Origin of the sequence: Cellvibrio chitinivorans, assembly GCF_035117775.1 — a bacterium.
Lineage (GTDB): Bacteria > Pseudomonadota > Gammaproteobacteria > Pseudomonadales > Cellvibrionaceae > Cellvibrio > Cellvibrio chitinivorans.
Genome location: NZ_JAYKKN010000005.1, coordinates 268,290 through 290,277 on the forward strand (window position 1 = coordinate 268,290; position 21,988 = coordinate 290,277).

Annotated in this window: 19 protein-coding genes; 11 read left to right on the forward strand and 8 right to left on the reverse strand. The window is 46.8% G+C overall.

All coding sequences use genetic code 11. The features are described from left to right. Nucleotides 1–92 precede the first annotated feature (92 nt). From SPL68_RS14945 to SPL68_RS14970, 6 genes are all read right to left on the reverse strand, one after another. A complete protein-coding gene (locus SPL68_RS14945) occupies nt 93–1,430 on the reverse strand; it encodes an MFS transporter (protein WP_323815972.1) in 1,338 nt (445 codons plus the stop codon). A gap of 133 nt (nt 1,431–1,563) precedes the next feature. Continuing rightward, the gene (locus SPL68_RS14950) at nt 1,564–2,163 is read right to left on the reverse strand and encodes a beta-phosphoglucomutase family hydrolase (RefSeq protein ID WP_323815973.1); all 600 of its coding nucleotides are present in this window, start codon (nt 2,161–2,163) and stop codon (nt 1,564–1,566) included. 97 nt (nt 2,164–2,260) lie between these two features. Further along, nucleotides 2,261–3,763: an L-arabinose isomerase gene (gene araA, locus SPL68_RS14955; protein ID WP_323815974.1), complete on the reverse strand. Its 1,503-nt coding sequence runs from the start codon at nt 3,761–3,763 to the stop codon at nt 2,261–2,263. A gap of 216 nt (nt 3,764–3,979) precedes the next feature. Beyond that, nucleotides 3,980–4,672, reverse strand: a complete 693-nt coding sequence (locus SPL68_RS14960) for an L-ribulose-5-phosphate 4-epimerase (RefSeq protein ID WP_323815975.1) — start codon at nt 4,670–4,672, stop codon at nt 3,980–3,982. Further along, the gene (locus SPL68_RS14965) at nt 4,672–6,339 is read right to left on the reverse strand and encodes a ribulokinase (protein WP_323815976.1); all 1,668 of its coding nucleotides are present in this window, start codon (nt 6,337–6,339) and stop codon (nt 4,672–4,674) included. Before SPL68_RS14965 ends, SPL68_RS14960 begins: the two co-directional genes overlap by 1 nt. A gap of 164 nt (nt 6,340–6,503) precedes the next feature. Then, the gene (locus tag SPL68_RS14970) at nt 6,504–7,487 is read right to left on the reverse strand and encodes a glycoside hydrolase family 43 protein (protein WP_323815977.1); all 984 of its coding nucleotides are present in this window, start codon (nt 7,485–7,487) and stop codon (nt 6,504–6,506) included. Nucleotides 7,488–7,824: 337 nt separating this feature from the next. Here SPL68_RS14970 and SPL68_RS14975 point away from each other — a divergent pair, with 337 nt between their 5' ends. From SPL68_RS14975 to yjfF, 6 genes are all read left to right on the forward strand, one after another. Beyond that, nucleotides 7,825–9,579, forward strand: coding sequence for an IlvD/Edd family dehydratase (locus tag SPL68_RS14975; RefSeq protein ID WP_323815978.1), 1,755 nt, complete (start codon nt 7,825–7,827; stop codon nt 9,577–9,579). 11 nt (nt 9,580–9,590) lie between these two features. Beyond that, nucleotides 9,591–10,361 (forward strand): SDR family NAD(P)-dependent oxidoreductase, encoded by a 771-nt coding sequence (locus SPL68_RS14980; RefSeq protein WP_323815979.1) that lies wholly within the window; start codon nt 9,591–9,593, stop codon nt 10,359–10,361. A 70-nt stretch (nt 10,362–10,431) separates the two neighbouring features. Then, nucleotides 10,432–11,376: an ABC transporter substrate-binding protein gene (locus tag SPL68_RS14985; RefSeq protein ID WP_323815980.1), complete on the forward strand. Its 945-nt coding sequence runs from the start codon at nt 10,432–10,434 to the stop codon at nt 11,374–11,376. Nucleotides 11,377–11,534: 158 nt separating this feature from the next. After that, on the forward strand, nt 11,535–13,046 hold the full coding sequence (locus SPL68_RS14990) for a sugar ABC transporter ATP-binding protein (RefSeq protein ID WP_323815981.1): 1,512 nt from the start codon (nt 11,535–11,537) through the stop codon (nt 13,044–13,046). Nucleotides 13,047–13,073: 27 nt separating this feature from the next. Then, nucleotides 13,074–14,114 carry an ABC transporter permease gene (locus SPL68_RS14995; RefSeq protein ID WP_323815982.1) on the forward strand — a complete coding sequence of 347 codons (1,041 nt, stop codon included), beginning with the start codon at nt 13,074–13,076 and terminating at the stop codon, nt 14,112–14,114. Continuing rightward, nucleotides 14,107–15,063, forward strand: a complete 957-nt coding sequence (gene yjfF / locus SPL68_RS15000) for a galactofuranose ABC transporter, permease protein YjfF (protein WP_323815983.1) — start codon at nt 14,107–14,109, stop codon at nt 15,061–15,063. The genes SPL68_RS14995 and yjfF overlap by 8 nt, the downstream gene beginning before the upstream one ends. Nucleotides 15,064–15,129: 66 nt before the next feature. Here the strand turns inward: yjfF and SPL68_RS15005 are convergent, their stop codons facing one another. Beyond that, nucleotides 15,130–16,020, reverse strand: a complete 891-nt coding sequence (locus tag SPL68_RS15005) for a substrate-binding periplasmic protein (protein WP_323815984.1) — start codon at nt 16,018–16,020, stop codon at nt 15,130–15,132. A 339-nt stretch (nt 16,021–16,359) separates the two neighbouring features. On the opposite strand from SPL68_RS15005, the gene SPL68_RS15010 reads away from it, so the two are divergent. The 5 genes from SPL68_RS15010 (at nt 16,360) to SPL68_RS15030 (ending at nt 20,798) form a co-directional block, all read left to right on the forward strand. Beyond that, nucleotides 16,360–16,530 (forward strand): hypothetical protein, encoded by a 171-nt coding sequence (locus SPL68_RS15010; RefSeq protein WP_323815985.1) that lies wholly within the window; start codon nt 16,360–16,362, stop codon nt 16,528–16,530. Between the two features lie 36 nt (nt 16,531–16,566). After that, complete coding sequence (locus tag SPL68_RS15015; protein WP_416377432.1) at nt 16,567–17,382, forward strand: endonuclease/exonuclease/phosphatase family protein; 816 nt, start codon at nt 16,567–16,569, stop codon at nt 17,380–17,382. Beyond that, nucleotides 17,379–18,659, forward strand: a complete 1,281-nt coding sequence (gene clsB / locus SPL68_RS15020) for a cardiolipin synthase ClsB (RefSeq protein WP_323815986.1) — start codon at nt 17,379–17,381, stop codon at nt 18,657–18,659. Before SPL68_RS15015 ends, clsB begins: the two co-directional genes overlap by 4 nt. After that, nucleotides 18,656–19,675, forward strand: coding sequence for a lysylphosphatidylglycerol synthase transmembrane domain-containing protein (locus tag SPL68_RS15025; RefSeq protein ID WP_323815987.1), 1,020 nt, complete (start codon nt 18,656–18,658; stop codon nt 19,673–19,675). Before clsB ends, SPL68_RS15025 begins: the two co-directional genes overlap by 4 nt. 253 nt (nt 19,676–19,928) lie before the next feature. Further along, complete coding sequence (locus tag SPL68_RS15030) at nt 19,929–20,798, forward strand: hypothetical protein (protein ID WP_323815988.1); 870 nt, start codon at nt 19,929–19,931, stop codon at nt 20,796–20,798. A gap of 17 nt (nt 20,799–20,815) precedes the next feature. Here SPL68_RS15030 and SPL68_RS15035 read toward each other — a convergent pair whose 3' ends face one another. Continuing rightward, complete coding sequence (locus SPL68_RS15035) at nt 20,816–21,832, reverse strand: LacI family DNA-binding transcriptional regulator (RefSeq protein WP_323815989.1); 1,017 nt, start codon at nt 21,830–21,832, stop codon at nt 20,816–20,818. Nucleotides 21,833–21,988 lie beyond the last annotated feature (156 nt).

A 21,988-nucleotide genomic window follows, 5' to 3' on the forward strand; every position in this document is an offset into this window, starting at 1 on the left:
CGATTAAATATACATTCCGGCTTACGGCAGTCGGTGCAAGATGGACATGTTGGGGTTCGTTCCTCACCACCAACCTACGTTATTCATATTTATTAATGATCAACGCGTTTTTCATCGATCATGGTGCGATAGTAACTGTCTGAAATCTTATATTTAAACAGGATGAATCCTAACAGCGCATGAAAGACGCCAGGAATGATAGTGAGCATCAATGCCAAGCCGTGCAGGGTTTCGGGCGTCTGTACTTCGTTCGGCACGTAATTGAAGTACGCAAGCAATAAACCGCCAGCCAATCCTGCTAAACCACCGCCAGCTTTCTGGCAAAAGGAAATACCGCCAAAAGACAAACCCGACGCGCGCACGCCGTCTTTAATCTCACCGTAGTCAACTGCTTCAGCAATTGCCGACCAAAACACCGGCGCGTGCAGATCAACCACAAACGACAACAAAATATAAAGCGCAAACGCAAGTACTACATCGCCCGGCTGAACAGCAAAATACATCACTACCGAAATGATCAATACGGCAATTTGTGAAAAGCGAAATAATTTAATTTTGCAATAGCGCTTGGTAATCCAGGTACTGGCCACCATCGCAGCAATAGAGGCAACAATTCCCGAACTGGCAAAATAACCAGCGAGTTGTTCATCACCTAAAAAATACTTGGCGTAATAGAGTGCTACGCTACCGCGAATGGCGTAACCCAATGTACCCAATACACAAGCCGCACATAACAATAACCATTGATCGTTTTTCAATAATACTTTCAGCTGGGTTAATACACTTTGTTGTTCAACGCGGTGCTCAATGCGTTCGCGGGTAGTGGCAAAACAAAATAACATCAAGATCACGCCACAGGCCGATACCAATCCCATCGCCAATTGATAACCTTTGCCGATGTTGTCGCCACCCCAGGCAGTCGCCAGTAACGGTACCGAAAACACAATCGCAACATTGGCGATTTTTGCAAAAAACATGCGGTAGCCATTGGCTGACAAACGCTCTTGTGGGTCAGCAGTTAACACGCCAATGTAAGAGATATAAGGAATTGCTACGCCGGTGAACATCAGCGTTGCAAATAAATACGTAGCATAGGCCCAGACGAGCTTCATGTTGTAGCTGAAGTCGGGCGTAGTGAATAGCAGAACGATTGAGAAGCCGTAGGGAATCGATAAATACAAAAACCAGTGACGGAAATTACCCCAACGCGTTTTTACACGATCGGTAATAACACCCATAAGCGGATCAGTAAACGCATCAACAAAACGGGCAACCAAAAACAATACGCCCATATCAACCGGATCAAGGCCGAAAACGTCGGTATAGTAAAACGACATAAAGTAAAACAGGGCAGCAACCATGACGTTAATCGCCATATCACCTGCACCAAATCCGACTTTTTCGACAATGCTTAATTTCTGTGACTGCATTATTATTGTGCCTCGTATTTTTAATTCTTTGTGTGTAAAAAAAGCGGCATTACACAATGAGTAAATGCCGCTTCCTTTATCTCTCACCGCTCTCTCTGCGTAGATTCGGTTATTTGTTTCTAATTACTGCGCATTAGAGGTAGTAATCATTTTCTATCGCGTGAACCAGTAATACATCGATTCCCGCCATGCCTGCACTCGCTGCTGCTTGCAGGCCGAGTTTTGAATCTTCAAACACTACGCACTTGGTTGGGTCTACACCCAATAGTTCTGCGCAGCGCAAAAATGTATCCGGTGCGGGTTTTGGATTTTCTACTTGGTCTGCACCAACAACGGCGCTGACGTACTTATCCAATCCGCAAATTTTTAAAATCGATTCAGCTTCTTGCGTATAAGCACCGGTACCAACAGCCATTGGTTTAATGCCGTGGTAACGCTGCGCCACTTCCATCAACGCGGTTGGCTTCACGTATTTGTGCATATTCTCGTGCACAACCTGCTCTTTAAAATCATTCATTTCATCAAGGCTTGCGGTAACTTTGATGTTGAATTTTTCCAGCAGGATTTCAATGGTGCCTTTGGTGGGTACACCGGCGAGAGAACGCATTAATGGGCGATCAATCGGAATACCGTATTTGTTCAGTGTTTCCGTCCATGCGAATTCATGTAACTGGCCGCTATCAACCAGTGTGCCGTCCATGTCAAAAATCAGTGCATCGTAATGGTCGTACATCTTTTGCTCTCTTGTTTGCCGTTTAAGGCAGAAATTAGAGCACACTTTGTATTAAGGAGCGCAATAAATTGCGCTCCTTAATACTTGGCGTTACTACTTAAACACCATCTTTCAAGTGATAGTAAGCAGCGTTGTGGCGCAATTCGGTTTTGAATGCACGCACGGTGGTGTCTTCACCGATTACAACCGCTTCAACACCCGCCATTTCAGCGTAGTCTACGATCTCATCTGCAGTCACACCTTGGGTGTAAGCACTGTGGTGTGCACCACCGGCTTGAATCCATGCAGCAGCAGAAATTTCGAGGTTAGGACGTGGCTCCCACAATGCTTTTGCCACTGGCAAGTTAGGCAATTCTTGTGGTGGGTTAACGGTGTCTACTTCGTTGATGATCACACGGAAACGAGTACCGATATCGATCAAAGAAATACACAGCGCTGGACCCGCTTTACCGGTGAAAATCAAACGCGCGATGTCGTTGCGGCAACCGATGGTGTGCAAGTGAACTTCCAGTTTTGGTTTTGCAGCAGCGATAGAAGGACAAACTTCCAACATGTGCGCACCCAATACTTGGTCAACTGCACCGAAGTGATAGGTGTAATCTTCCATAAAGGATGAACCACCAACGCGGCCTTTAGACATCACTTTACAGATGTGAACCATAGCGGCAGTTTTCCAATCGCCTTCACCGCCGTAACCAAAACCAGCAGCCATCAAACGTTGGGTTGCAAGGCCAGGAAGATTGGTCAAACCAGTCAGGTTTTCGAAGCAGTTGGTAAATGCACCAAACTCGCCGTCGGTCAAAAACTTCAGCATGCCCAGTTCCAAACGCGCTTCGTTTTTCAGCATTTGGTATTGATGTTCGTCATCAAAAATACCTGGGTTTACATCGTATTCTTTTTTGTAGATTTCGATTTGCGCCGCAACTTCTGCATCGGTCACTGCATCAACCACTTTTTGCAGATCGCCCAAACCGTAAGCGTGAACTTCGTAACCAAATTTAATTTGCGCTGCAACCTTATCGCCATCAGTTACTGCTACTTGACGCATGTTGTCGCCAAAGCGCGCTACTTTCAGGTTTTGGCTTGCATACCAACCCATTGCCACGCGGCACCAGCTATCGATTTGCTTTTGTACAGATTCAGTAGCCCAGTGACCAACAACCACTTTGCGCTCTTGACGCAAACGTGTGCTCACGTGACCAAATTCGCGGTCGCCGTGTGCAGATTGGTTCAAGTTCATAAAGTGCATGTTGATGTCAGCAAACGGCAGCTCAGCGTTGAACTGGGTGTGCAAATGCATGTAAGGCTTGCTCAGTGCGCTCAAACCAGCAATCCACATTTTGGCTGGAGAGAAAGTGTGCATCCACAGAATCAAACCAACACAGTTAGGATTGCTGTTAGCTGCTTGCGCTACTGCCAAAATTTCTTTAGGTGATTTAACGGTAGGTTGCGCAACTATCTTGATAGAAATGTTGGCAGATTCAGTTAAACCAGCTGCAATTTTTTGGCTGTTCTCGGCGACTTGTTTCAATACGCCTGGACCATACAAATCTTGTGAGCCGGTAACCAACCAGACTTCTTTATCGCCGTAGATTTTCATGTTGTTTTCCTCAGAAAAATTTCTTTCAATTATTTGGATATTTAAGCCTGCGCGGCCCGATCCAAAGTACATTCTCTTTGAGCGAGGATTGGCTGGTTCATTTGGCGACCGTCTGCTGCATGGATGCAGCAGTCGAGCCTACATGGACGTATTCACGGCGCGTCGCAAAATGAATTAGCCAATCCTTGCATCCCACACATTCGAATAACAAATAACTTACTTTTGACCGTAATAGGCGTTTTTACCGTGTTTGCGCAAATAGTGCTTATCCACAATGCCCTGCTTTAACGCTGCCGTATTTGGCTGCAGGGTTTTAGTCAGATAAGCCATGCGCGCAATTTCTTCCAAAATTACTGCGTGATAAACCGCATCCGCACCGTTTTTACCCCAGGTAAAAGGCGCGTGACCGGCAACGATCACCATAGGTACTTCTTTCGGGCTGCGATCTTTAAAGCAATCGGTAATTTGCACACCGGTTTCTTCTTCGTAATCGCGCTCGATTTGCTCGTCGGTCATCACCGCGGTGCAAGGAATTTCGCCGTAGGCGTAATCCGCATGGGTGGTGCCATAGCAAGGAATTGCCTGCTGGGTTTGCGCCCAAGCAGTGGCATAGGTGGAGTGAGTGTGAGTAACACCACCAATTGAATCGAAGTGGCGATACAAATGCGTATGGGTTTTGGTATCGGAAGACGGGCGCATTTTCCCCTCGACGATTTTGTTTTCCAAATCCACAATCACGATATCGTCCGGCGTCATGACTTCATAAGCGACGCCGCTCGGCTTAATCGCGATCACACCTTTTGTGCGATCAATTTGCGATACATTGCCCCAGGTATAAACCACCAGATTACGGCGGTTTAATTCCATATTGGCTTCGAACACTTCGCGTTTTAATTCGGTGTAGCTCATTAGGCTTTACCTCCATCGACGAAGCGGCCGAGAGCTTGATACTGCTGATAACGCTTGTCGTAAATTGCAGCCGCTTCAGCATTAGGCGTATAGGTTTTGCAGGTGCGTGATGCCATCACTTTTTGTGCATCGGCAACGGTTGGATAAACACCACCACAAACCGCCGCAAAAATCGCTGCACCCAGCGCACAACTCTGCTCGCTTTCCAATACTTCGATTGGGCAGTTCCAAGCATCCGCACAGGTTTGCATTACGAAGTCAGATTTTTTCGAGATACCGCCAATCGCAACAACCGAATTCACCGCAACGCCTTCGCTCTTGAAGCGCTCGATAATTGCACGCGCACCAAAGGCAGTAGCTTCAACCAGAGCGCGGAAAATTTGCGGTGCATCGCTGCCCATTTTTAATCCGGCAATCGCCATAGAAACAGTTTGGTCAGCATCAGGAGTACGGCGACCATTTACCCAATCCAGCGCAGTGATGTTTGCATCAGCCAGTGGCAATGCGCTTGCGGCTTTGCTTAACGCAACGATGGTTTTGTCTTCAATTTCTTGCGCTAATTTTTGCTTGGTGGCTTCGTCCAACAATTCAGATGAAGCGAGCAAATTAGCCATTGGCCAATTAACCAGATTTTTAAACCATGCATACAAATCGCCAAATGCAGACTGCCCTGCTTCCAGACCAACAAATCCGGGCAATACCGAGCCATCAACTTGGCCGCAAATACCGGCGATACATTTCTCGCCAATATCTTCATAACTGGCAACGGTAATGTCGCAAGTAGAGGTGCCCATAATTTTGGTAAGCACACCGGGTTTTACTTGTGCGGCAACTGCGCCCATATGGCAGTCAAAGGCACTGAAACCTACTGGAGTATTTACCGGTACGCCGAGCTTGTCAGCCCACTTGGCAGTCAAACCGCCACAGACTTGATCAGAGGTAAACGTCTCTGCTGGTAAGCGATCGCGCAGGCCATTTAATAAAGGATCGATTCCGACAAAGAAATCATTCGGTGGATAACCACCCCAGCTTTCGTGCCACATGAGTTTGTGGCCAGTGGCGCAGCGACCCATGCGCAATTTGCTTGGGTGAGTTGTGTCGGTCAAAACCGCTGACATCCAATCGCAGTGCTCTACCCAGAGGTAAGCGGCTTTGGCGACGGCAGCGTCTTCACGCAATACGTGCAGGGTTTTGGCCCAGAACCATTCAGACGAGTAGATCCCGCCTTCGTACTTCAAATAGTTTTCGGATGCATTGTTAGCAGCCGCAGTAATTTCTTGTGCTTCTTTAATTGCAGTGTGGTCTTTCCACAATACAAACATCGCATTGGGGTTTTCGGCGAACTCGGGTTTGAGCGCGAGCGCAACACCTTCGCTGTCTACTGCAACGGGGGTTGAGCCAGTGGTATCGAAACTGATACCGACAACTTTGTCGGCCGCGCCAGCGGGTGCCAGCTTCCACAGACCTTGTACAACCTGTTCAAGACTTTCCAGATAATCCAGCGGGTGCTGACGGAATTGATCTTTCGCCGGAATGCAAAACAAACCTTTTTTCCAACGTGGGTAATAGACCACATTGCTTGCCACTTCCTGACCGGTCAGGGCATCTACCAACAAGGCTCTGACTGAGTCAGAACCGTAATCCAGCCCCAAGGCATAAGAAGACATGAAATCACCTATAAATAAAAACTGAACCGAAACTCATTGTTATTTTATTAATATTGCCTCACCAGACGATATTAATATTGTATGACAATATAATCTCAACAAGCCTATCCCCTGTCAATCGGTTTAATTGTTGTCAGGGGATAGTTTTGGACTATTTCACAGGCTTATTTAGCCTTCTTATCCGCAGCAGCTGGCGCTTTGTTAGCCGTAACGCCTTCACTGGTCATAATGATGCGCTTGATGGTGCCATCCGGGTTATAAAACAGTTCATCGATGCTCACTGAACGTCGATATTGACCACCATCCGGGCGACCCGCGCCAGTGTGATAAATAAAGTAGTGCTTGTTATTGAATTCGATAATCGCCTGATGGTTGGTTGGTGTATTACCCGCCACTTCATTGAGGATGCCTTTATATTCCCAAGGGCCAGTGATGTTCTTGCTCATGGCATAGCCGATCTTCTCGGGGAAGCCCATCGCGAAAGACAAATAGTAGTTGTCTTTATATTTATGTACCCAGATCGCCTCAGTAAATTCCGGCAGGGTTTTGATCGGTACAATCGGGCCATCCAGCTCGATCATATTGGGCTTGAGCTTGGCGTAGTAAGCCTTGGTATTACCCCAGAACAGATAGGCCTGACCGTCATCATCGATAAACACGGAAGGGTCGATATCATCCCAATCCTGTTTGGTATCGGTGGTCATATCGTTAGTGATAAGCGCAGTGCCACGCGCATCCTTAAATGGGCCGAGCGGGCTATCGCCCACCGCTACGCCAATTGCAAAACCTGGCTTGGTGTCGTTGTGGCGCGCGGTGATATACCAGTAGAACTTGCCGTCTTTTTCAATGATCTGGCTCGCCCAGGCATCGCCTTTCGCCCATTTAAAATCCTTCACATGCAAGCGCGGGCCGTGCGCTTCCCAATTGACCATATCGTCCGAAGAGAAGACCAACCAGTCATGCATTTCAAAAAACTTGGTATTGTCTTTGGCCTCATCGTGACCAGCATAAAGGTACACCTTGCCGTCATAAACCATAGCGGCTGGGTCGGCGGTGAACACATCGGTGAAGATTGGGTTGGCGGCTTGCGCCAGAGAACTGCAAGAGGCTGCTAAGGCGACAGCCAAAGACGGAAGTAGTGAACGCATACTGATCATCTCTTTTTATTGTGCATCCCGCTGCAGGATGCTGATTAACAGAAATCACCCTCGCCAACTAACCAAAAGCTGAGGGGTTGATTTATCTTGATATTATAATACAATTTAATCAAGCATTCCTCGCGAAAAGTTTTGTTAGCCTCGGTAATTCAGGCTAGTAGCTCCTAAATTCAGGCTAGCAGCTCGTAAGTAAACCTGCGTAATGAGGATTGCCGCACCCTAAACGACTCTTATATTGTATGACTTTAATAATAATTACGCCCTGACTGGGACAAGGTTAGAGCTGATCCTGCCATAGCTGTGGCTTAATAAGATGTAGCAGCCCTGTATGAACCAAGATAATAAGACAAAAAATTCAACGACAAAGCCGCTGCGCAGCGCCCAGTGGTTTGGCATCCAAGACAAAAACGGTTTTATGTATCGCAGCTGGATGAAGAACCAAGGTATTCCAGAGCATCATTTTCAAGGCAAGCCGATTATCGGCATCTGCAATACCTGGTCCGAACTCACTCCCTGCAATAGCCACTTTCGTGAACTCGCCGAAAGCGTGCGCCGCGGCATTTTGGAAGCAGGCGGAGTACCGGTCGAATTTCCGGTATTTTCCAACGGCGAATCCAATCTGCGCCCCAGCGCCATGCTGACACGCAATTTGGCGGCGATGGATGTAGAAGAATCGATTCGCGGCAACCCTATCGATGGCGTCGTCTTATTGGTCGGCTGCGATAAAACCACGCCCGCATTAGTGATGGGCGCCGCCAGTTGCGACTTGCCCACAATTGTCGTCACCGGCGGGCCAATGCTTAACGGCAAACACAAAGGCAAAGATGTCGGCTCAGGCACACTAGTGTGGCGTATGAGCGAAGACTACAAAGCCGGCAATATTTCGCTGCAGGAATTTATGGATGCGGAAGCCGATATGTCGCGCTCCACCGGCACCTGTAACACTATGGGCACTGCATCAACTATGGCCTGCATTGTGGAATCGCTCGGTTTATCGCTGCCGCAAAACGCCGCCATTCCCGCTGTGGATTCGCGCCGCAAAACGCTCGCCTATTGCTCAGGCATGCGCATCGTCGAAATGGTGCAGCAAGATTTATGCATATCCCAATTACTCACCCGCGACAGCATTATTAATGCAATTCGCACCACTGCGGCAATCGGCGGATCAACCAACGCCGTTATCCATTTAAAAGCAATGGCCGCGCGTTTGGATATTCCGCTCTCACTCGACGATTGGCAAAGCCACGGCCACCAAATTCCTACGCTGGTAAATTTACAGCCGTCCGGCGAGTTTTTGATGGAAGATTTTTATTACGCCGGTGGCTTACCCGCGGTATTAAAACGTTTGGGTGATGCCAATTTAATTAATAAAGATTGTTTAACTGCAAATGGAAAAACATTGTGGGAAAACAATGCGCAAGCGCCCTGCTATAACGATGAAGTGATTCGCCCGCTGGAGAATCCACTCTGCACCAGCGGCGGCATTTGTATTTTGCGCGGCAACCTTGCACCGCGCGGCGCGGTGTTAAAACCCAGTGCCGCATCGCCCCATTTAATGCAGCATCGCGGGCGCGCAGTAGTGTTTGAAAATTTTGATCACTACAAAGAGCGCATTATGGATGACGCACTCGATGTGGATGCCAATAGCGTTCTGGTATTAAAAAATTGCGGCCCCAAGGGTTACCCTGGAATGCCGGAAGTGGGCAATATGGGTTTACCGCCTAAACTGCTAAAACAAGGTGTAACCGACATGGTGCGCATTTCCGACGCGCGCATGAGCGGCACTGCGTTTGGAACTGTTGTGTTGCACGTAACGCCTGAAACACAAGAATTCGGCCCGCTCGCGGCAGTAGAGGATGGTGACTGGATTTCGCTGGATGCCCTTTCAGGCTCACTCGAATTGGAAGTAAGCGATGCCGAGTTGCACGCACGCCTCGAGCAATTGCGCGCGCAAAAAATCCAGAAAAAATCCGGCGGCTATTTGCAGCTCTACATCGAGCATGTAATGCAGGCCGATGAAGGCTGCGATTTTGATTTTTTGGTTGGCTGTCGCGGTGCGGCAGTTCCCGGCCATTCGCATTAGTGGTGATGACAATGACACTCACTAATCAATATCCCAGTTTAAAATACAAAGTTGTACTCATCACCGGTGGTGCATCCGGCATTGGCGCCAACTTGGTAGAAGCTTTTTGCAACCAAGGCGCGCAGGTATGTTTTATCGATATTCGCGATGAAGATGCACAACAGCTCGTTGAACGATTAAGCCATCGCCCCGATACAACGCCACCAAAATATTATCGCTGCAACTTGTTAAATATCCCCAAGTTGCAAGCAACCATTAAACAAATTTACAACGATGTCGGCGCCGTGAATGTTTTAATTAATAACGCCGCTAATGATACGCGCCACGATTTCCGCGAAGTTACCGTTGATTATTGGAACGAGCGTTTGGCGGTGAATTTGCGCCATCATTTTTTTGCCGCGCAGGCTGTGTATGAACATATGCTTGAGCTGGGCGGTGGTTCAATTATTAATTTAGGTTCGATGAGTTGGTACGCAACCCAAGGCGGTATGCCAGGTTACACCAGTTCCAAGGCAGCGATTGAAGGCTTAACACGTGGCCTTGCGCGCGATATGGGCGGCAATAATATTCGTGTGAACACACTGGTGCCAGGCTGGGTAATGACGGATCGCCAAGTAGCGATGCTCACCAAAGATAAATCTGCCAAAAGTATTTTAGAAAACCAATGTTTGAAAAAATCCGTTATGCCGGAAGACATTAGCGCTATGGCGTTATTTCTGGCATCGGACGATAGCCGTTTATGCACCGCGCAACACTTTATTGTGGACGGCGGCTGGATTTAAAAATCGGAATAAATAATCCGAATATAAAACGTTTTAAATAATTTAATAATGTTAATACACGAGGTTCACTATGAAGAGCATGTTTAAAACGCTGACACTCGCTGCCGCAATTGGCATTAGTGCAACAGCAAACGCAATCACTGTGGGTTTTGCGCAAGTGGGTTCTGAATCTGGTTGGCGCACCAGTTTTTCTGAATCGGTAAAAGCCGAAGCGGAAAAGCGCGGCATCACCTTAAAATTTTCTGATGCACAACAAAAGCAGGAAAACCAAATTAAAGCGGTGCGCAGTTTTATTGCGCAGCGTGTGGATGCAATTTTAATTGCACCCGTGGTTGAAACTGGCTGGCAGCCGGTATTGATGGAAGCCAAGCGCGCGCGCATCCCTGTAGTGATCTTGGATCGCAACGTATCGGTTACTGATCAATCACTTTATCTCACTCGTATTGCGCCCGACTTCGAAGTGGAAGGTCAACGTGCGGCAACATGGCTTACCGAAAAAACCGGTGGCAAGTGTGGCATTTTGGAATTGCAGGGTACTGTAGGTTCAAGTGCGGCCTTAGGTCGCATGAAAGGTTTTAACGATACCATCGCTAAATTTCCCGAGACCAAAATTGTGCGCAGTCAAACCGCAGAATTTACTCGCGCCAAGGGTAAAGAAGTCATGGAGACCATGCTGAAAGCAGAAGGTGGCGGTAAGGGTATTTGTGCAATTTGGTCGCATAACGATGAGATGGCGCTGGGTGCAATTCAAGCCGTGAAAGAAGCGGGTTTGCAGCCGGGCAAAGATATTTTAATCGTGTCGGTAGATGCGGTGGATGATGCTTTGAAAGCAATTGTTGCAGGCGATATCAATGTGTCTGTTGAGTTGAGCCCGCACCTCGGTGGCCCTGCATTTGATGTCATTAATGAATTCCGCGGTGGCAAAAAAGAATTTGATAAGTGGATCAAGATGGGTGGCGCTGTGTTTACGCAAGAGAATGCGGCGGATGAATTAGCTAAGCGCGGGGCTAAATAGCTTTCTAGTAGTAAGGACTCTAGCGAATAAGGTTGTGCGACGCGCCGTAAATACATCCTTGTAGGCTCGGGCACAGCATCCATGCTGCGCACGGTCGCACAACCTTATTCGCTAGCATCCCGCAAGAATTTGCCACACCCTAAAAAAGTGATTTTAAAATGACTACAACTCCAGTTTTACAGACTCCTGTTTTGCAACTAAAGGGAATTCACAAAATATTCCCCAGCGTTCATGCCTTAAAAGGTGTGAGCCTTACTTTGCGTGCGGGCGAAATTCATGCGCTGCTCGGTGAAAACGGCGCAGGAAAATCGACACTGATTAAAGTGATGACCGGCGTTTATCAGCGCGATGGCGGCGATATTTTGTTGGATGGCCAACCGATATTTCCGAGCAACACTGGCGATGCGCAAGCTCTTGGCATCAGCACTGTGTATCAGGAAGTTAACCTGCTGCCCAACCTAACGGTTGCGCAAAATATTTATCTTGGTCGCGAGCCGCGCCGTTTCGGTTTAATCAACTGGGGCAAGGTGAATCGCGATGCGCAGGAATTATTGAAAGGTTACGATCTGGATATCGATGTCACCTTGCCGCTCTCAAGTTATTCCATCGCGGTGCAGCAATTAATTGCGATTGCGCGCGGTGTGGATATGTCGGCGAAGGTGTTAATTCTGGATGAGCCAACCGCGAGTTTGGATGCGGATGAAGTGCAGTCGCTGTTTCGCATCATGCGCGATTTACGCGCGCGCGGTATCGGTATTTTGTTTGTTACGCACTTTCTCGATCAGGTTTACGCAGTTTGTGATCGCATCACTGTATTGCGCAGTGCGCAGCTAGTGGGCGAGTTTGAAACAGCAACCCTGTCGCGCAGCGAATTGATCGGCCATATGCTCGGTAAAGAATTGGCGGAGCTGGGCGAACATAAACCGCAAACCAATTCCGAATGCGGTGAAGCGCTGCTAAATGTGAAAGGTATTGGCCGCACTGCAACCCTCTCACCTACCGATATTCAAGTGTGCAAAGGCGAAGTGGTTGGCCTTGCGGGTTTGCTCGGCTCTGGCCGCACTGAATTATGTCGTTTAATTTTTGGCGTCGATAAAAAGCACACTGGCACAGTGACTTTTAATGGCAAGACGGTAAATTTTTCGTCGCCACGCGAAGCCATCACCGCTGGTATTGGTTTGTGCCCGGAAGATCGCAAGCACGACGGTATTCTCGGCCAATTGTCGATTCGCGAGAACATGATTCTCGCACGCCAAATCAAACAGGGCTGGTGGAAGTTCATCTCGCGCAAAGAGCAGGAAGAAATCGCCAATCAATATGTAAAAGAGCTGAGCATTGCTACTTCTGATATTGAAAAGCCCATCGAACAGTTGAGCGGTGGCAATCAGCAAAAAGTGATTTTGGCGCGCTGGCTTGCAGCTAATCCGTCGCTGCTGATTTTGGATGAACCAACCCGCGGTATCGATATTGGCGCTCACGCGGAAATTATCCGTTTGATTCGCAAACTGTGCGATCAAGGTCTGGCCTTAATCGTCGCTTCATCCGAGCTGGAAGAGTTGGTGGCTTTCAGCAGTAGCGTCGTGGTACTGCGCGACCGTCAAAAAGTAGCGGAGCTGGAAGGCAGCGATATTAATCCACAGCGCATTATGCAAGCGATTGCAGCGAATTAATCACGCAGGAATTAACGAGTACTTATCATGAATCTGACTAATAACCCCAACCTGCGCCGCTACTTATGGCCCTGCGCTGGTTTACTGGTGCTGCTGATTATCAACGCGATCATTGCACCGGAATTTTTTCATATTGAATTTAAAGATGGCCGCTTTTACGGCAGTCTGATTGATGTATTAAACCGTGCGGCGCCGGTTGCTTTGCTGGCGATTGGTATGTCGCTGGTGATTGCTACCGCCGGTGTGGATTTGTCGGTCGGCTCGATTATGGCCATCGCCGGTGCGGTGAGTGCTTATTACATCACCAAGGGTGTAGATAATCTCGCGCTGATTATCGGTGCCGGTTTAATCGCCGGTCTGATTGCCGGAATAGTGAATGGATTTTTGGTTGGTTACATGAGTATCCAGCCAATCGTTGCCACATTAATTTTGATGGTTGCCGGGCGCGGTATTGCGCAATTAATTAATGAAGGCCAGATCGTCACCTTTGATCACGCTGGTTTTGCATTTCTAGGCACTGGCAGTTTTCTCGGCCTACCCTTCCCTGTTGTATTAGTGATTATCACTTTTGCGATTGTGCAATTGCTAACACGCCGCACTGCGCTGGGCTTGTATATTGAAGCCGTAGGCGCGAATCCATCAGCAAGCCATTACATGGGTTTGAATGCGAAAGCGATCAAGATGAGTGTGTATTGTGTTGCAGCCTTGTGCGCGGCACTGGCGGGCATGATTGCCGCAGCAGATATTCGCGGTTCCGATGCGAACAACGCCGGCTTGTGGTTGGAATTGGATGCAATTCTTGCCGTAGTAATTGGTGGTGCTTCGCTGATGGGTGGCCGCTTCTCCATTATGCTCGCGATTATCGGCGCGCTGATTATTCAAACACTTACTGTGACAATTATTCTTAGCGGTATTCCACCGAAATTTAATCTGCTAATCAAAGCCAGTGCGATTATTTTGGTGCTGCTGTTGCAATCGCCGTTGTTCCAAAAACAATTGGCGCAATTAAAGTTCAGTAAAAAGTCTGCCTCCACTACCACCAATAATAAGGAGGCAAAAAATGCTTAACCGTAAATTCATTCCACTCGCGGTTACCTGCTGCTTGTTCTTTTTGTTATTCGGTATAGGTGCTGTTCAATTTGAAGGTTTTGGCACTCCGCGCGTATTTTTTAATTTGCTCAGCGACAACGCCTTTTTGATTATCGCTGCGGTAGGCATGACCTTTGTGATTTTGTCGGGCGGGATTGATTTATCCGTCGGCGCCGTTATCGCCTTAACCGGCGTGGTGTGCAGCGTATTGATCAGCAAATACCAATGGCATCCGCTAGTGGTATTTCCTGTAGTGCTTGTCGGCGGTACTGCATTCGGCGCAATCATGGGCGCAATCATTCACTACTACAAAATGCAGCCGTTTATTGTGACACTCGCGGGTATGTTTTTCGCGCGCGGTTTGGCGAGTGTTATCAGCGAAGAATCCATTCCCATCGAACACGAGTTTTACAATCAAGTGTCTATGTTTGGTTTTGAAATTCTGGACGGCGCTTGGATCGGCAGCTCAACCATCATCTGTTTATTAGTGTTAGTCGCAGCGATTATCATCGCGCACTACACCCGCTTTGGTGGCCGCGTGTATGCAGTGGGTGGCGATGCAAATTCCGCAGCATTGATGGGCATTCCACTCGCACACACCACCATTCGCATCTACGCGATTAGCTCACTGCTCGCGACACTGGCCGGCATTGTCTACTCCTTCTATACTTTCTCCGGCTACTCACTTGCCGCGGTCGGCGTAGAGCTGGACGCAATCGCCGCAGTAGTTATCGGCGGTACTCTGCTCACCGGCGGCTACGGCTATATGGTGGGAACATTGATGGGAGTGTTGATTATGGGCGTAGTGCAAACCTACATTTCGTTCGACGGCACATTGAGCAGCTGGTGGACAAAAATTGTAATCGGCTTCTTGCTCTTCTGTTTTATTGCCTTGCAACAACTGTTGGGCAAAGTAAAACCAAGCTAACACACTCTTACCAAGAAATCAGAAAGCCCAAGGCATACGCCTTGGGCTTTTTATTTAGAACGACAATTAATGACGCTTTTTCTCCAGTTTCACAATAGACTCTAAAAGATAGGGTTTATCATGTTCAAAAAATGATGGGTCGATATTGGTATTGTTAATATAAAACACCTTAGTTTTTTTATTGTTGAGCAATTTTAAGTCATCTGCAAAATAAGCATTAAATAAAGCATCCATCTGACCGCTAGCATGCAGTTTTTTCAACCCGTATTCCAACCTTCCGGCAAGCTCAGGCTTATCTTTCCCAACGAAAAAATACATGGGCAAATAGGTATATACAGCAAACTGATCGACAAGTAACAGTTCAGGCGTTGATTTCTGTTGTGCAGCCAAATCAGGTTTTGCTTCAAAAATCCCCCGCATCAATAGTTGAAAACGATTCGCCTCTAACATCGCGAGCAACGTAGAAGATGGTCCATAAACCACATTGAACCCATTATCTTCCAATATTTTTCCTGTAGACCAACCATCCCCCTGACCAATATTAAAGCGCTTTAAATCAGCCAGCTTTTTCACTTTATCAAAGTCCTGCCAATGCTTTTTGCCACCCAAAAACAGGCGATAACTTGCGAGCCCCTTCATCAGGGGAATACGCACCGCGAGGGCATTGTCCATCCATTCTGGAATAGGCATAGACGTAGCTACAGAAATACTCCCCTTTTCCAAATCTAACAAATGTCTTTTGAGTACGCTGCTTTGTTCCTGCTGAACAATTTTGTAAGGCCCATATTTGTCGACCGACGCTTCCATCGCCTTAGCAAGCAAATGATCCGTATAGAGCCTGTGAGAAGCATTCACCTCCATATATGGAATGACGATAGTACTTATAGAGTGATCCGCCTCACTGGCCAACAACGGAGCACTGACGACAATAAAAATTCCAATTAACAATGATTTCATCAGTCTATAACTCTCAACCTACCCAATAGCGTTCATTTTTTTGACAGCACAGCCTTATATCAAGATACAGAGTTTTTTAAACTAGTTATGCATTAAAACCAATAAAAAAATAACTAAAAACAATTTCAGAAAATCTTCTCAAGCACCGATTGTAAATTTTTCATCCCTACAGTGCTTCAAGTCTTTTGATTTATTGGAATTTTATAAGTATGGCTATTTATTTGAAAAATATACAAAAAAGTCGAGTTTAGTTAAGAAAAACTCCGGGAATTTTAGCGGCGGAATTATTGCGCTAGTATAAAAGTCAGAGTTTAAGGAATGATTGAAGGAGTGAATATTATGAGTAACTCAACTATCGACGAACCCAATCCAACACCACCGCCAGTACCGGATCCGCACAATCCGCCGATGCCTGCCCCTGAGCCGTCGCCTACGCAACCGCTTCCAGATCCTCCTACTCCGCAGCCTGCAGACCCAACTGAACCTACGCATCCAACTGCTTACAAATAAGCGGCAAATAAGCAAGGATTGAGGAGCAGATAGAGCATGAATAGCACCAGTGTGAAATCAGAATTGCAAACCAGTGTGGACAGAGTCATTCATTTGACTGAAGCGAAACCTGCAGTGCACAAATTTAAATTACTTACTTTGAATATGCACAAAGGCTTTACGGTTTTTAACCGCAGTTTTATTTTGCCGGAACTACGTGAAGCAGTGAGATCACTTTCCATGGACGTAGTTTTTTTACAAGAAGTGCATGGCAGTCATTTGCATCATGCCAAACGTCATAAGCACTGGCCCAAAGTCCCGCAATATGAATATCTTGCCGATACTACTTGGCCTGAATACTCCTATGGACGCAATGCGGTTTATCCCCACGGCGATCATGGCAACGCTCTGCTCTCTAAATTCCCTATTGTTCGCTATCAAAATCTGGATGTCTCTATCGGCACTATTGAGCAGCGTGGATTACTGCATTCAGTGCTGAAGATTCCGGGGCACGATGCGGTTCATGCGATCTGCGTTCACCTTGGTTTGCGCGAAAACCATCGCCAACAACAACTGCATTTACTGCGCGAATTAGTTGAAAGTTTTCCATCAACTGAGCCAGTTATTGTCGCGGGAGATTTTAATGATTGGCGAAAAAAATCCGATGCGATTTTGGAAACCTGCGGCCTAAGCGAAGCCTTTGTAAATGCTTACGGAAAACCAGCCAAAAGCTTTCCCGCCCGCTTTCCGCTGCTCAGTCTTGATCGCATTTATGTGCGCAATGCCAAGACTTGGAACCCGGAAGTATTTCACCGCCGCCCTTGGTCACACCTTTCAGATCACGCTCCACTAGCTGTTGAGGTACACCTATGAAAAATAATTGGCGCTCAGGAAATAGCGTTGACTTACTGATCAATGGCGAAGCATTTTTTCCGCGTGTTTATGAACGTATTGCTCAAGCAAAAAAAGAAATCATCATTGAAACCTTTATCCTGGCGGAAGATAAGGTAGGCAAGCAGTTACAACAATCGTTAATCGCTGCGGCCAAAAGAGGCGTGCAAGTTGATTTAACAGTTGATGATTATGGCACTTGGGATTTGAGCACCGAATTCGTCAAAGCTATGGTCGATGCCGGCGTTAGGCTACACATATTTGACCCACAACCCAAAATATGGGGCACAAGATTAAATTTATTTCGTCGTCTGCACCGCAAGTTGGTGGTGATCGATCAGCAAGTTGCATTTATTGGCGGCATCAATTATTCGGCTGATCATTTAATGGATTTTGGTGAAAAGGCAAAACAGGATTATGCAGTTGAATTGCAAGGGCCGATTGTGGCGGACATTCATCAGACCTGTATGTTGCTGCTGCTTAGAGGCTCAACTCGAAAAGAACGGCGAGCCTATATCAAACATGCAAGAGCAGATGTGCCGCCAGCAGAAGGCGAAATAGATGCACTACTCGCCGTACGCGACAATCAATGGCACAAAAAAGATATTGAAAAGCAATATTTATTAGCCGCCCGCACCGCTAAACATCGCTTGGTTATTGCTAACGCTTACTTCTTTCCACATTTCTTTTTACTGCGCGCATTTCGCCGCGCTGCACAACGGGGCGTAGACGTTACTTTGATTCTACAAGGCTGCCCGGATATGCCTTGGGTATCCAACTTATCTCGCTTGCTCTACAGTTATTTACTCAGAGGCAATGTCAAAATTTATGAATATTGCCAGCGCAGCTTGCACGGAAAAATTGCCATTATGGATGATGAATGGGTAACCGTTGGCTCCAGTAATCTCGATCCGTTAAGTTGCAGTTTAAATTTGGAAGCGAATGTGATGCTGCGCGATAAAGCGTTGAACAATCGCTTGCATGAGCATTTGCAAAAACTTATTGAAAATCACTGTGACCCTATTGATATGGACGCAGCACAGCGCGGTTATTGGTGGCGCATTCCGCTTATCTTTGTAAGCTTTCACTTCTTGCGCCATTTTCCTTCTATCGCAGGATGGCTGCCAGCGCATATCCCTGTACTGGAAATGGTTCGCCCCAAGAAACAATCACGCTTGAATAATAGTGTTACATCTGACGAAGACAGCGAAGCCGAGGAAAGCACCTTAAAAACTTACAGCAAGGAAAGTATTTCATGACGGCAACTCACCCCACATCGAATACGACAACCGACACCACATTGGCAGGGGATTCGGAAGCAAATAATCCCAGTAAAAAATGGATGTGGGCCAAACGTATTTTCACTATTTTTTTCTTTATTTTAATTCCGTTTTTGCTTTATATGGTTTTGAAAAAAATTGAATGGCAAGAAGTTACAAATGCGTTGAAGTCTTATGATATGTCTGCACTCTTGCCCACCTTAGCGATTGCACTATGCAGTTACCTCGTGTTCGCTAGCTACGATTTAATTGGAAAAAGATATACCGGCCACCCCCTTTCCACATGGAAAGTTATTCCGCTCGGGTTTGTTTGTTACGCCTTTAATTTAAACCTATCCACTTGGGTTGGCGGTATCGCTATGCGCCTGCGCCTTTACTCCCGCTTAGGTTTGAACGTGCCGACTATCACCAAAGTATTTACGCTCAGTGTTATCACTAACTGGCTTGGTTACATCATTGCAGCAGGAACTATTTTTGCGTTAGGTCTAATTAATTTGCCCGACAACTGGGGCATTGGCACTACCTCTTTGCGTATCATCGGCGTAGTTATGTTAGCAGCGGCAATCAGTTACTTCGTAGCCTGTAAGTGTGCCAAACGGCGCTCATTTAGTTTGTTTAAACACGAGTTTGAATTGCCCCAATTGAATATGGCGCTAGCGCAAGCCGGTTTGGCGATAACCAACTGGTCACTGATGGGGCTGATTATTTTTCTTTTATTACCTGAAGGTGATGTCACCTATCCAACTGTGCTGGGAATTCTATTGCTCAGCAGTATTGCGGGTGTGATCACTCATATACCGGGAGGCATAGGTGTTCTGGAAACCATTTTTATCACTATGCTGCAACACCAGTTATCGCAAGGCAGTATTTTAGCTGCGCTCATTTGCTACCGAATTGTTTATTTTTTAATTCCACTGGCTATCGCATTTATTATTTATTTAGTTCTTGAAGCTCAAGCCCAAACAACATCTGCGCATTTACAAAGAAGTAAATAAACATCTGCCTAATCGCGTCCTGAACCAATGCCACCCTAAACCTATAACCACCTCACTAATAAATTAGTTCAGATGCATTCGATTTGATCGTTTCTCAACTATCATGTCACACTAGTGCTTCTGAATTATTGTGTAATTCAGTCTTGAGCTATTAATAACCTAATACCAATAAATATCTCTACCATACACTGGTCAAATGCCGACCGGACAACACCAGCAAGGAGCAAAGACCCTCTCATCAAGGAGCTGCTTGTTGAAAGCTATCGCACAACTTTATTGCATTATTAGTGGATTGCTAATAACGCTCGTCTGCCATGCAGGGAATACCATTACCGCTGCAGTGGATGAAGACATAATCGCAGATTACCAATTATTTATTGGTGAGCGCGACCCAATCTCCGTTACCTACTACGGCGGTGCTGGTGCACGCCGCGATGTCATCGAGCTGGTGCTATTGCAACAGGCCTTACACTTGGGCGGGTTTACGGGCAAAGTGATAATGCGCCCGGAAAACAGTTATCTGCGAATTTTAAAGTTGGTGCAAGACGGCCAGGTGCCTCTATCCGGCGCGCTTATGTGGCGGGAAGATTTAATCAGCTATTCCGACTCTTTATTCACCACCAAGGCCGTAATAAAAGAAGGTGAATTTATCGCCGGGCTTTATACCCACGCCACTAACACTAAAGCACTTAGTGCAACAACACCCGATAAAATCCGGCAATTAAGTGCAGCATCCAATGATCATTGGAAAGCCGATGTCGCTACCCTCAAATCACTTGGCATTAAAAAAATTCATTACGCTACTTATTGGGTACAGATTGTTCGCATGGTGGTAGCAGACCGCGCTGATATCACCCTCGCCCCCTTTCAAAGTAATTCTGATATGAAAGTTCACCTGGATAATCTGGAACTAGTGCCAATTCCCGGTGTAAAAGTCAGTCTACCCGGTAGCCGGCACTGGCCGATTAGTAAGAAGCACCCGCGTGGTGAAGAAATTTATACCGCTCTTGAAAAAGGTATTAGGCTGCTGGAAGAAAAAAATATTATCCAGCGCGCTTATGAAGAGTGCGGTTTTTTTCATCCCGCAGTTAAAGAGTGGAAGCTAGTAAATCCACATCCCTGAATAATCTCACCTAACCCCTAATCTGATTTAGGGGCTGGACCTGTACTCTCACGAATCATTAACTGATGCGGCAAAATCCGTTTGATCGGTATCATAGGCTCACCATTAAGCTGAGGTAAAAGCAACTCCATACAGGCTATGCCAATTTCAGTCATTGGTTGTGCAATAGTGGTTAGCGATGGACTGCAATACTCGGCATAGCGAATATTATCAAAACCCATCACTGAAAAATCCTGTGGAATTTTAAAGCCCATTTTGTGCAGAGTGGATATACAGCTCATCCCCATCTCATCACTGAATGCAAATATCGCTGTTGGCGGATGTGTTAATTGCGTCAGTTTGTAAGTCGCCTCAGCTGCCCCCGAAAGCGCGTAATTGCCAATTTCGACTAACTGCTCATCAAATGCAATGCCTGCTTTTTGCAATGCATTTTTATAACCTTCCATCCGGCTTTGAGTACTAGGTACGGCCATATTCCCGGCAATAACACCGATGCGTTTATGCCCCAGACTAAGCAAATAATTTACCGCATCTTCAGCTGCGGCAGAGTTATCGATATTCACGCTGGGAATCCCCTCAATATCGACCGGCTCGCAGGCATTCACCAGCGGTGGTAGCTGCTCAGCCAAGCCGCGCTCAGGGTCTATGTCAAATGGCAGGCGCGAGCAAAATAATAAAATCCCATCTGCCTGACGTGAACGCACCATATTGGCAAATGAGCGCTCGCGACTTTCTTTTTCCTGAGTGTCACCCAACAGTAGGGAGTAGCCCTTTTCAAGCGCGATACTTTCAATGGCGCGAATAACCGGATAGTTAAATACACTGATTGCATCAGGGATAATCGCGACCAAATTATAGGTTTTGGACATTCGCAAGCTCACCCCGAGGCTATTCGGGGTGTAACCAGTGCGCTTCACCGCTTCCAATACACGTGTGCGCTTATCTTCTGTTACCAATTCGGGGTTGCGCAGCACGCGCGATACGGTGGCAGGAGACACTCTGGCCTCTTTGGCGATATCTTTAATTCCGATCATTGAGTGACCCTATTTTTTGTTGTTATTGATTGACGCTGTGTCTAACGCATAAAGGCTAGCACCTTTTCGGATCAGGGGGTATTTCAGGCAGAGTTAAGAAAAATAAAAAAGGAGCAGCGTGATACACCAGCAATTAAGGATAGACACTTTCCCAAT